The sequence below is a fragment of the Pseudomonas sp. SMV71 genome (genome assembly GCF_052042015.1).
GTDB lineage: Bacteria > Pseudomonadota > Gammaproteobacteria > Pseudomonadales > Pseudomonadaceae > Aquipseudomonas.
Genome location: NZ_JBKGGU010000010.1, coordinates 150,516 through 162,319, shown reverse-complemented (window position 1 = coordinate 162,319; position 11,804 = coordinate 150,516). Strand labels below are relative to the sequence as shown.

11 protein-coding genes are annotated in these 11,804 nt (G+C 63.6%); 9 read left to right on the top strand and 2 right to left on the bottom strand.

The annotated features are described in order from the left end of the window. Positions 1-44: 44 nt before the first annotated feature. On the bottom strand, positions 45-881 hold the full coding sequence (locus ACLEJQ_RS12730) for an IclR family transcriptional regulator (RefSeq protein ID WP_440795540.1): 837 nt from the start codon (positions 879-881) through the stop codon (positions 45-47). Positions 882-1,127: 246 nt separating this feature from the next. On the opposite strand from ACLEJQ_RS12730, the gene ACLEJQ_RS12725 reads away from it, so the two are divergent. The 8 genes from ACLEJQ_RS12725 (at position 1,128) to ACLEJQ_RS12690 (ending at position 9,303) form a co-directional block, all read left to right on the top strand. Further along, positions 1,128-2,153: an ABC transporter ATP-binding protein gene (locus ACLEJQ_RS12725; RefSeq protein ID WP_440795420.1), complete on the top strand. Its 1,026-nt coding sequence runs from the start codon at positions 1,128-1,130 to the stop codon at positions 2,151-2,153. Continuing rightward, positions 2,150-3,019 carry an ABC transporter permease gene (locus ACLEJQ_RS12720; protein WP_440795419.1) on the top strand — a complete coding sequence of 290 codons (870 nt, stop codon included), beginning with the start codon at positions 2,150-2,152 and terminating at the stop codon, positions 3,017-3,019. Before ACLEJQ_RS12725 ends, ACLEJQ_RS12720 begins: the two co-directional genes overlap by 4 nt. Before the next feature lie 6 nt (positions 3,020-3,025). Beyond that, positions 3,026-3,820 carry an ABC transporter permease gene (locus ACLEJQ_RS12715; protein ID WP_440795417.1) on the top strand — a complete coding sequence of 265 codons (795 nt, stop codon included), beginning with the start codon at positions 3,026-3,028 and terminating at the stop codon, positions 3,818-3,820. A gap of 7 nt (positions 3,821-3,827) precedes the next feature. Further along, positions 3,828-4,118, top strand: a complete 291-nt coding sequence (locus tag ACLEJQ_RS12710; protein WP_440795415.1) for a (2Fe-2S)-binding protein — start codon at positions 3,828-3,830, stop codon at positions 4,116-4,118. Between the two features lie 166 nt (positions 4,119-4,284). Continuing rightward, entirely contained in the window at positions 4,285-5,640 is a 1,356-nt protein-coding gene (locus ACLEJQ_RS12705) for an FAD-dependent oxidoreductase (RefSeq protein ID WP_440795413.1), read from the top strand. Beyond that, a complete protein-coding gene (locus ACLEJQ_RS12700; RefSeq protein WP_440795411.1) occupies positions 5,637-6,752 on the top strand; it encodes an NAD(P)/FAD-dependent oxidoreductase in 1,116 nt (371 codons plus the stop codon). The genes ACLEJQ_RS12705 and ACLEJQ_RS12700 overlap by 4 nt, the downstream gene beginning before the upstream one ends. A gap of 18 nt (positions 6,753-6,770) precedes the next feature. Then, entirely contained in the window at positions 6,771-7,832 is a 1,062-nt protein-coding gene (locus ACLEJQ_RS12695) for an ABC transporter substrate-binding protein (protein ID WP_440795409.1), read from the top strand. A 157-nt stretch (positions 7,833-7,989) separates the two neighbouring features. Continuing rightward, complete coding sequence (locus ACLEJQ_RS12690) at positions 7,990-9,303, top strand: leucine-rich repeat-containing protein kinase family protein (RefSeq protein ID WP_440795407.1); 1,314 nt, start codon at positions 7,990-7,992, stop codon at positions 9,301-9,303. Positions 9,304-9,444: 141 nt separating this feature from the next. Here the strand turns inward: ACLEJQ_RS12690 and ACLEJQ_RS12685 are convergent, their stop codons facing one another. Then, a complete protein-coding gene (locus tag ACLEJQ_RS12685; RefSeq protein ID WP_440795405.1) occupies positions 9,445-10,149 on the bottom strand; it encodes a YebC/PmpR family DNA-binding transcriptional regulator in 705 nt (234 codons plus the stop codon). A gap of 219 nt (positions 10,150-10,368) precedes the next feature. Between ACLEJQ_RS12685 and ACLEJQ_RS12680 the strand changes: the two genes are divergently transcribed. Further along, positions 10,369-11,775, top strand: coding sequence for a type VI secretion system Vgr family protein (locus tag ACLEJQ_RS12680; RefSeq protein ID WP_440795403.1), 1,407 nt, complete (start codon positions 10,369-10,371; stop codon positions 11,773-11,775). The last annotated feature ends 29 nt before the right edge of the window (positions 11,776-11,804 follow it).

The following is an 11,804-nucleotide window of genomic DNA, read 5'->3' as shown; positions in this document are numbered from 1 at the left end:
GCAGGCTCGCTCCCACAGCGTTCATGGTGTTCTTGAGAGGGTATTCATCCCTGTCCGAACACCTGCGAAGGCCTGCGCAACACCGGATCGAACGGGTTGATCCGGGGGCCGATCAGGGCCGCTTCACGCTTGAGCATCTCCACGACGGTCGGCAAACGATCAGGCCCCAGGCGGTCGCTCACGGTCGCCACGCTCAGGGCGGCCACGGCGCGACCGTCACGGTCGAGGATCGGCACGGCGACGCCAGCCATGCCTTGCAGCACGCCGGTGTTGCGCCCGGCGTAGCCCAGTGTGCGCACGTTCTCCACCTCCGAGCGCAGGAAGACTTCGTCGTAGAGATGGAAATCCTTGAGCCGTGGCAAGTTGTAATGGATCACCGTGTCGCGCTCTTCCTGCGGCAGGAACGCCAGGATCGCCAGGCTGCCCTGCCCCACGCCCAGCGCCACACGGCCGCCAATGTCACCGGTGAACGTGCGAATCGGGAACGGCCCTTCGCTGCGGTCCAGGCAGATCGCATCGAAACCGCTGCGCGCCAGCAGGAACAACGAGTCCCCCAACGACGCCGACAACCGCAGCATCGCTGGCCGCACCAGCTCGCGCAGGTTTGCGGTATTACCGGCGCGTGCGGCCAGGGCGAAGAAGTCCAGGCTCAGCCGATAGCGTTTGCTGCGCACATCCTGCTCGACCATGCCCTCGTCCATCAGGCTGCGCAGCAAGCGATGGGTGGTCGGCTGTGACAGACCGATGCGCTGGGCCAACTGCGTCACCCGCTCCCCGCCCTCAACGGCGTCACCGAGGCTGCGTAAAACAGCAAACAACCTGGAGACTGCGCCGACCCCGGCTTCGCCTTTTTCGATATTTCGCTCAGTGGAATTCAAGATCTGATTTCTCTAGAAATGATTCACTCATTGAATAAAACTGAAAATAATCCGTTTCTCAGTGAAATACCGCATTGAGCCCATCCTAGTCTTCGTCCTACTCTGCGTCCATACAGGGGCGATTCGAACAACAGCGGCAGCCGACCCCAGGTCGAGCGCCAACGCACCCCGCAGCACCCTTTCGTATCTGCCCATACAAAAAAGCGCGCCTGCACGGCGACGCATAACAATCTCAGGTGGAGCGCAGTCATGGCTTTCGTGCGACTTGAAGAACTTGGCAAACGCTACGGCGATATCGATGCCGTGGTGGCCACCAATCTCTCGGTGGAAAAAGGCGAATTCGTCTCGCTGCTGGGGCCTTCGGGTTGCGGCAAGACCACTACCCTGCAAATGATCGCCGGCTTCGTCGAAGTCAGCAGCGGACGCATTCTGCTCGACGGACGCGACATCACTCACGCCAAGCCTGCCAGCCGTGGCCTGGGCGTGGTGTTCCAGAGCTACGCGCTATTCCCCCACATGACCGTGCGGGACAACGTCGCCTTCGGCCTGCGCATGCGCAAGGTGGCCAACGACGACTTGCGCCAACGAGTGGATCGGGTGCTGCAACTGGTGCGCCTGGACCGGCACGCCGAACGCTATCCACGCGAGCTTTCCGGCGGCCAGCGCCAGCGGGTGGCACTGGCCCGCGCCCTGGTGATCGAGCCGCCGGTGCTGCTGCTTGACGAACCGCTGTCCAACCTCGACGCCAACCTGCGCGAAGAAATGCAATACGAAATCCGCCGCATCCAGCGAGAGGTCGGGATCACCACGCTGATGGTCACTCATGATCAATCCGAAGCACTGTCCATCAGTGACCGGGTCGTGGTGATGCAGGCCGGACGCATCACCCAGATCGATGCGCCTTACACCCTCTACGAGCACCCGCGCACCGAATTCATCTCTGGTTTCGTCGGCAAGGCCAATCTGTTGCACGGCAAGCGCGACAGTGCCGGGGTCGTCCAGGCCTGCGGCCAGGGCGAAGGCGACCTGACCTTGAGCCTGCGTCCGGAAAAAATCGACCTGTGCGCGCCCGGTTCGGGCCGCCTGCAGGGCACCCTCATCAGCCGTTTCTTCCTCGGCAGCCAATGGTTGTACAGCGTCTCCACCAGCCTGGGCGAACTGTGCGTGGTGCGCCGCAATGACGGGAGCGCGCCGATGACCGAGGGCACCGCCGTGGGCCTCGATTGGGATCCGGCGTTGCTCCGGGTGCTGGCCTGCGACGAGGTGCCGGCATGAAATGGATCGATGCAATGCGCCGTGGCCGGCAAGGCTACCTGATATCCGCACCGGCCCTGGCCCTTTACCTCGGTCTGTTGATCATTCCCCTGGGCCTGACACTGGTGCTGTCGTTCAACGTCTTTGACTACGGCTCGGGTATCAACAGCGACGCGTACACCCTCGATCACTACACCAGCCTGCTGGGTGACCCGTACTTCTACGAGATTTTCCTGCGCACCTTCTGGATCAGCGCCCTGACCACGTTGTTGTGCGTGCTGATCGGCGTGCCCGAGGCCTACATCCTGAGCCGAATGGGCGCGCCATGGCGCTCTATTTTCCTGGTCCTGATCCTGACGCCGCTGTTGATTTCGGTGGTGGTGCGGGCCTTTGGCTGGAGCCTGTTGCTCGGCGCCGACGGCCTGGTCAACCAGACGTTGCAAGCCCTTGGCGGCTCGCCGATGAAGCTGCTGTACACGCCGTTCGCCGTGGTTATCGCCCTGGTTCATGTGATGTTGCCGTTCATGATCATTCCGGTCTGGACCTCGTTGCAAAAACTCGACCCGGCCGCCGAACAGGCGGCGCTGTCTCTTGGCGCCAGCCAGTTCACGGTGATCCGCAAGATCGTGTTGCCGCAGATCATGCCCGGGGTGCTGTCGGGCACCCTGATCGTGTTCGGCCTCGCCGCCAGTTCGTTCGCGATCCCCGGCCTGCTCGGCGGACGCCGTTTGAAAATGGTCGCGACGCTGATCTACGACCAATACCTGTCGGAACTCAACTGGCCCATGGGCGCAGCCATTGCCATCGCACTGCTGCTGCTCAACCTGCTGATCATGCTGTCGTGGAACCGGATGATCGAAGGCCCCTACAAGAAGTCATTGGGGTAATTCGTCATGTCCAGAAACGGTCCTTTTGCCCTGTTGTTCCATGCCTTGGTGGTGGTGTTCATGCTGGCGCCGCTGGTGGTGGTCTGCCTCGTCGCCTTCACCCCGGAAAACACGTTGAGCCTGCCGACCACGGAGTTTTCCCTGCGCTGGTTCCGCGCGGTGTTCGAGCGTGCCGACTTTATCGATGCGTTCTACAACAGCCTGATCCTGGCCTTCTGCGCCGCCTCGCTGGCGACAATCATCGCAGTCCCGGCAGCCCTTGCGATTACCCGGCTCGAGTTTCCCGGCCGGGACTTTTTCAATGGGCTGTTCCTGTCGCCGATCATCATTCCGCACCTGGTATTGGGTGTGGCGCTGCTGCGCTTGTTCGCCTTGATGGGCGTCAACGGCAGCTTTGCCTGGCTGATCTTTGCCCACGTGCTGGTGATCACCCCGTACGTGCTGCGCCTGGTGCTCGCTTCAGCCATCGGCCTGGACCGCAGCGCCGAGCAGGCCGCGCAATCGCTGGGGGCCGGGCGCTTCACGCTGTTCCGGCAGATCACTTTGCCGATGATTCTGCCAGGGGTGGCCGGAGGCTGGCTGCTGGCGTTCATCAACAGTTTCGATGAAGTCACGCTGTCGATTTTCGTCACCTCGCCGGCCACGCAAACATTGCCGGTACGCATGTATGTCTACGCCACCGAATCCATCGATCCGATGATGGCGGCGGTGTCGGCACTGGTCATCGCGCTCACTGCGCTGACGATGATTCTGCTCGATCGGGTCTACGGCCTGGATCGGGTCCTGGTGGGTAAACAATGAGGGCGCCATGGCTCTGCTGAAACGACTGGCCGAAGGCGACCGCCCGGCCCTGGACTTTACCCTCGACGGCCAACCGGCTCGGGGTCTGCTGGGCGACACGTTGCTGACAGCCGTACTGACCAGCAGCGAGCACTTGCGCGGCAGCGATTTCAGCGCCGAACCACGGGCCGGTTTCTGCCTGATGGGCGCCTGCCAGGACTGTTGGGTCCGCCTGGGCGACGGCCGCCGCGTCCGCGCCTGCTCCACCCTGCTCGAAGCCGGCCAGCAGATCAACCGTGAGCCGGGGCGTCAGCTATGAACCGTGGGATCCCGTTAAGTCCCGTCGCGAGCAAGCTCGCTCCCATAGGGACCCGAGAGCGTTCGCAAAACTCGTGTCCAACACAGCCCCCCTGTGGGAGCGAGCCTGCTCGCGATAGCGTCGTGAAATACACCGCCTACGCCAACGCCCTGGCCATGGGGTGCCCATGAAACCGATCGCCATCATCGGCGCCGGCCCGGCCGGTATTCGTGCGGCGCAGACGCTGGTCGCCCATGGTCTGTACCCGGTGCTGCTGGATGAAGCCGCGCGCGGCGGTGGGCAGATCTATCGGCGCCAGCCGGCCAATTTCAAACGGTCGGCGGTCGGGCTCTATGGCTTTGAAGCCCACAAGGCCAACGCCATCCATCAGACCCTCGATACGCTGCGCGAACAGCTCGACTATCGCCCCGATACCTTGGTGTGGAACGCCGAGGCCGGGCTGCTGGACACTTTGCATGAAGGCCGCGCCGACCGTCTCGAGTATGCCAGCGTGATCGTCGCCACCGGCGCCACCGACCGGATCCTGCCAGTCCCTGGTTGGACCCTGCCTGGGGCCTACAGCCTCGGTGCTGCGCAGATTGCCTTGAAATTCCAGGGCTGCGCCATCGGCGAGCGGGTGGTGTTCGCCGGCAGCGGGCCGTTGCTGTACCTGGTCGCGTACCAATACGCCAAGGCCGGCGCGCACGTGGTAGCTGTCCTCGACAGTTCCCCTTTCAGCGCTCAGGCCCGCGCCCTGCCCGGTTTGCTAAGGCAACCGACAACGCTCGCCAAGGGGCTTTACTACCGCGCCTGGCTGACCGCCCATGGCATCGCTGTGCATCAAGGCGCGAACCTGTTGCGTATCAATGGCGAACGCCGGGTGCAGTCACTGCAATGGCGCAACGCCAAGGGCGAGCAATCCCTGGATTGCGACGCCGTCGCCTTCGCCCACGGCTTGCGCAGCGAAACCCAACTGGCCGATCTGCTGGGTTGCGAATTCTCCTGGAGCGAACTCAACCGCGCCTGGCTGCCACGACGCGACTGCGCCGGTCGCAGCAGCGTGCGTGGGGTGTACCTGGCCGGTGACGGCGCCGGCATCATGGGCGCCGACGCCGCCGAAATGGCCGGCGAACGGGCAGCCCTGGCCTTGCTCGAAGACCTCGGGTACCTGACCGACCCGCAACGTTGCAATCAGCTGGAAAGCGCACTCGAACGCATCGGGCAGTTCCGCCAGGGCCTGGAGCGCGCATTCGCCTTTCCCGAAGACTGGGCCGGCGATGCGCCGGACAACCTGATGGTTTGCCGCTGCGAAGAAGTCAGCGTCGGCGATATCCGCCAGGTGGTGGCCGAAGGTCATTGGGAAATCAACCGGGTCAAGGCCCATTGCCGGGTCGGCATGGGCCGCTGCCAAGGGCGGATGTGCGGCGCAGCCGCCGCGGAAATCATCGCCCGGGAAACCAATCGCCCGATCTGCGGCGTTGGCCGTCTGCGGGCCCAGGCGCCTATCAAACCGGTGCCATTCGGCCTGGAGGTCGAGCCATGATCGACGTGGATGTGGTGATCATCGGCGGCGGCATCGTCGGTGCCTCGGCCGCCTTGTTCCTGAGCCAGGCCGGACGCCGGGTGGCCCTGTTGGAACGGGATTTCTGCGGCTCGCACGCAAGCGGCGTGAACTATGGCGGCGTACGTCGCCAGGGCCGGCCGCTGTCGCAATTGCCGCTGTCGCAACGGGCCCATGAGATCTGGGGCCGGCTGACGCAGTTGATCGGCATCGACGGTGAGTACCAGCGCAGCGGTCATTTGAAACTGGCCCGCAGCGCCGAGGACTTCCAGGCACTGCAAGATTACGCCCGCAGCAGCCAGGGCTTCGGCCTCGATTTGCAGCTATTGGACCGCGATGAACTGCGCGCCCGTTTCCCATGGGTCGGCGCCGTCGCCGTCGGGGCCTCGCTGTGCCCGGATGACGGCCACGCCAACCCGCGCCTGGTATCGCCGGCCTTCGCCCAGGCTGCCCGTCGGCACGGGGCGCAGATCCATGAACAATGCGCCGTCAGCGGCGTTGCCCATGACGGCCAGCGCTTCGATGTGCGCACCGAGACGGGCCAGCGGTTTCACGCGCCCTGGCTGCTGAACTGTGCCGGCGCCTGGGCGAGTCATTTTGCCGCGCAGTTCGGCGAAGCGGTGCCGATGCATGCCGGGCACCCGGCGATGCTGGTCACCGAACCCCTGCCGTTGGTGATGGACGCCAGCACCGGCGTGGAGGGCGGCGGCATCTATGCGCGCCAGGTGGCCCGCGGCAATTGCGTACTGGGAGGCGGCCAAGGCTATGCGCTGGATGGGTCACGCGCCCGACCGGGACAAAACGCAGTGATCGAGATCCTGCGCCAAGCGGTCGAACTGTATCCGTTTCTGCAAGGCGCACAGGCGATTCGCACCTGGAGCGGCACCGAAGGATATCTGCCTGATCGCCAGCCGGTGATCGGCCCCAGTAGCACCCAACCCGGCCTGTTGCACGCGTTCGGCTTTGCCGGCGCGGGCTTCCAGATCGGCCCGGCGGTGGGCCAGGCGCTCACCGAGATCATCTGCTGCGGCGCTTCAACCACGCCGCTGGATGCGTTTTCCATCACCCGGTTTCACTCCATCTCCGTTGTTTGATAGAGGAAGGTCGCGCCAATGAATAACGTCAAACGCAGTGCATTGTTCGGTTTCTGCTCGCTGGGTTCCGCCTGTCTGGGCGCCCTGCTCCCGGTCACCCAGGCGCTGGCCGAGCCGACGCTTTACCTGGGCATGAACGGTGGGACCATGGAGCGGCTCTACGCCGACAAGGTCTTGCCGGCCTTCGAGAAAGCCAACAACGTCAAGGTAGTGATCGTGCCCGGCACCTCCGCCGACATCCTGGCGAAGGTCCAGGCCAGTAAAGACAGCCCGCAAATGCACGTGATGTTCCTGGATGACGGCATCATGTACCGCGCCATCTCCATGGGCCTGTGCGACAAGCTCCAGGACAGCCCGCCCCTGGCGCAGATTCCGGCCAAAGGTCGCATCAAGGATCAGGCCGTGGCCGTGAGCCTCGGCGTGACAGGGCTTGCCTACAACACCCGGCTGTTCAAGGAAAACGGCTGGAACGCACCGAGCTCCTGGATGGACCTGGCCGATCCGCGCTACAAGGACAAAGTGGTATTCCAGTCGATGGCGTCCTCGACCTTCGGCCTGCACGGGTTCCTGATGTTCAACCGGATCCAGGGCGGCAGCGAGACCAATGTCGAGCCGGGCTTCAAGGCGTGGCCGAATACGGTCGGGCGCAACGTACTGGAGTACATTCCAAGCTCGGCGAAGATTTCCGAAATGCTGCAGACCGACGAGGCTGCGCTGTTCCCACTGACGCCGACCCAGGTCACCGCCCTGAAACTCAAGGGCATGCCGGTGGAATATGCGCAGCCGAAGGAAGGCGCCGTGGTGCTCAACGTCGCCGAGTGCACCATCGCCCGCAACACTCAGCCTGAGCTGGCGCAAAAGCTCGCCGCCTTCCTGTTGACCCCCGAGGCCCAGGCCATCGCCCTGGAAGAGGGCGACCAGATCCCGTCCAACCCCAACACCCCGACTACCGACAAGACCCGTGGCCAGGTAGAAGCCATGAAGCAGTACCTGGAGACCGCCATCGCGGTGGACTGGGACCAGGTCAACGAACAGCGCCCGGCCTGGAATGCCCGTTGGAACCGCAGCATCGAGCGCTAGGGGGATCGAACATCCTGTATCATGCCAAATATGTTCGGGCTTGTGCCCGATGCAAATGAACTGACCCCTGACCTGTGGCGAGGGAGCTTGCTCCCTCGCCACAGGTGCTATGGTTGGCTTCAGATTTGTATCAGCCTCTTCAACAGCGACTTCTTTCATGCATACCCTCGCCCAACTGCGCGCCGGCCAACTCTCAGGCATTACCCGGCTGGACCTGGCCTGCGGCCTGACGCAGTTCCCCCGGGAAATTTTCGACCTGGCCGATTCCCTAGAAATTCTCAATCTCAGTGGCAACCAGCTGGACACGCTGCCCGATGACCTGCATCGGTTGACCCGCCTGCGCGTGCTGTTCTGTTCAGATAACCGCTTCACTGAATTGCCCGAATGCCTGGGCCGCTGCGCCGCGCTGACCATGGTCGGTTTCAAGGCCAATCGCATCGAGCGCGTGACCGGCGCGGCCCTACCACCGCCGCTGCGCTGGCTGATCCTGACGGACAACTGCATCCGCCAGTTGCCCGAGGAACTGGGGCAGCGTGCGCATCTGCAAAAGCTCATGCTGGCCGGCAACCGTTTGCAGCAATTACCGGCGAGCCTGGGCCAGTGCCAGCGTCTGGAACTGCTGCGTGTCGCCGCCAATCAGCTGACCGAGCTGCCGCAAGGGTTGCTGGAGCTGCCAAGCCTCAGTTGGCTGGCCTACGCCGGCAATCCTCTGGAGACCCAGGCCGAAGCCGCCGCGCTGAACGTCACGACGCCGATCGACTGGCGGCAACTGATCGTGCAACAGCAACTGGGCGAAGGCGCCTCGGGGGTGATTCACCAAGCGCTCTGGCAACCACCAGGCCAGGCTGCACGCAGCGTCGCGGTCAAAATGTACAAAGGCCAGATGACCAGCGACGGCTCGCCGCTGCACGAAATGCACGCCTGCATCACCGCAGGCCGGCATCCGAACCTGATCGAGGTACTGGGCCAGGTTGTCGAGCATCCCGAGGAGCAAGCGGGACTGGTGATGGGCTTGATCGAGCCCAGCTACCGTAACCTCGCCGGATTGCCGAGCCTGACGTCATGCACCCGCGACGTCTACGCCGACGCGCTGCGCTTGAGTGGCCCCGTGGCCCTGCGCATCGCCCACGGCATCGCCTCGGTGGCGGCGCACCTGCATCGCCAGGGCATCACCCATGGCGATCTGTACGGGCACAACATTCTCTTCAACGATCAAGGCGATTGCTTGTTGGGGGACTTCGGCGCCGCGTCGTTCCACGCCACCATGGACACCTTGCAGACACGGGCGCTGCGACGCATCGAAGTGCGGGCGTTCGGGATCCTGCTGGGAGAGTTGCTGGAGAGAATCGAACCCGCGGCCGGGGAACTTGGGACATTGTGGGAGTTACAGGCGCGCTGCTGTCAGCCAGACGTACTGGCGCGGCCAGGTTTCGATGAGATTGAGCAGTGCCTGGAAGACCTGAAGCACTGACCGTGGCGAGGGAGCTTGCTCCCGCTGGGCTGCGCAGCAGCCCCAATCCATAACCACCCTCTATCAGCGAGACCGCGTTATAGACACACGACGGCTTCGCCGCCGAGCGGGAGCAAGCTCCCTCGCCACAGGATTTTGTGTTTAACCGGCCAAGCCGACAAACATGTCCTGCACGTCATCGTGATTGTCGAGGCCTTCGAGAAACGCTTCGACTTCAGCCATCTGCTCGTCGGTCAGGCCGCTCACCGGGTTTTTCGGCTGGTAGCCCAGCTTGGCCGACAGCACGGTAAAACCCTGTTCCGGCAGGGCCTTCTGCACGGCATCGAGGTCGGCAGGATCGGTGAGGAACAAGGTTGCGCCCTCTTCGCCCGGCTCGAAATCCTGGGCGCCGGCCTCGATGGCAGCCATTTCCGGATCGGCGTCCGGGCTGTCCGGCGAAGCCTCGATCATGCCGACATGGTTGAAATCCCACGCCACCGAACCGGAAGCACCCAGCTGCCCCTTGCGGAACGCCACGCGAATCTCGGCAACGGTGCGGTTGATGTTGTCGGTCACGCATTCAACGATCAACGGCACCTGATGCGGCGCGAACCCTTCGTAGGTTACCCGGTGGTACTGCACGGTCTCACCGAGCTGGCCAGAGCCCTTCTTGATGGCGCGCTCCAGGGTCTCACGGGGCATCGAGGCCTTTTTCGCCTGCTCGACCACCAGGCGCAAATGCGCGTTGGTCGCGGTGTCCGCGCCATTTCGCGCGGCAATGGTGATTTCCTTCACCAGCTTGCCGAAGATCTTGCCCTTGGCGTTGGCCGCCGCTTCTTTGTGTTTAACCTTCCACTGTGCGCCCATTACTCACTCTCTTGTCTGACGCGCCGAGACATCTGCCGGCCGGCGCTGTGGCGCAAGTTTATACGGCCTAAACCGGCTGATCGACCAAAAAATTCACCTTGCCGAATCGGCTTTTTCACAACGTGTCGTAGGGCATTTCTGAAATAGCTCCTTATCGACACCGCTGCCCCCCAGGGTTTCGTACCCTCTGCGCTTCTCTTCCTGCAAGTAGGAGCTGCGATGCGCAACGACACGGAAAGCCCCTTCAGCCTGACCCTCACGCAAAGCGACTTGCAGCTGCAAGTGCTGCGCTTCCATGGCCGGGAAGCCCTCAACCAGCCGTACCGCTTTGATCTGGAACTCATCGGCCTGGCGCCACCCATAAGCCCCGACAGCCTCCTGGAGCAACCGGCATTCCTGCGCCTGGATGGCGAATCGGGCATCCACGGTGTGGTCCACAGTGTCAGCCTGAGCGCCCACGCCTCGCATCGAATCGGCTATCGCATGACGCTGGTCCCTTACCTTCAACGCCTGGAACAAGGCCCGCGCCGCAAGGTCTTCCATCGACTCAACGCCGTGCAGATTGTGCAACGGCTGCTGGAAAACAGCACGTTACCCGCCGACAGCTACCGCTTCGAGCTGGCAGCAGCGCACTACCCGCGCCGCGACTTCTGCATCCAGTACGAGGAAAGCGACCTGGCTTTCCTGCACCGGTTGTGCGAGGAAGAAGGCATCCATTACCACTTCGAACACGCAGCCCAAGGTCACGTCCTGGTCTTCGCCGACGACCCGAAAAGCTTCCCCGCACGGCCCCTCGAACTGAACCTGCAATCGAATGCGAGCCAGGGGCCGAGTCTCAAGCACTTATATCTGCGCCACCACCCGGTGACAGCTGGCCCGCACGGCGGATTCAGCGATCGCGGGACGACCGAAGCCGATACTGAGGCGGCGAACCAGTCCCTTGAACGGCTCGACCACGCGACAATCCACGGCGACCCGGCCCTGGCGCACCGTCACCAGAGGGGGCGTCGTCACCTGGAGCGGCTGCGCTGCCGGCAACGGCAGATCCATGGTCACAGCACCCACCCGGCGTTGCGCGCAGGCCACATCGCGCAGATCGGCGAGCATCCGGTCTCAGCGTTCAATGACCAGTGGTTGATCACCGAGGTCCAGCATCGCGGGCGACAATTCTCGATCCTCGAACCGGACCCGACCGCCGCGCTCTCCACGTGCGGCTACCGCAACCGGTTCACGGCGATTGCCTGGTCCACGGTGTTCAGACCTGCGATCAGACATCCCAAGCCCTGCATTCCCGGGTATCACCTGGCTCATGTACTTGGTCGCGCTGGCCAACCGGTGCAACCCGACGAGCGCGGCGAGATCAGTGTCAGTCTGTGGGCGCCCGATCAGGAGGGCATTACGTTGCCGGTGTCGCGCCTGGGGCTGAGAAACGAGACTTGCCTGATCGGCGGCAGCGAGGTGTTGGTGAGTTTTCTTGACGGGGACCCCGACCGCCCGGTGCTGTGTCCGGGGGCGCTGGACACTGGCGCAGGGCTGCCCGGTGAGGCGCCGAAGACACCGCCTGCCAATGGCGATTCGGGGTTGTTGTTCGACTGGCTTCTGAATCCGCCGGATGCGACGTCCTGATGTGGACGGCATATCGATCGGGGCGCTTC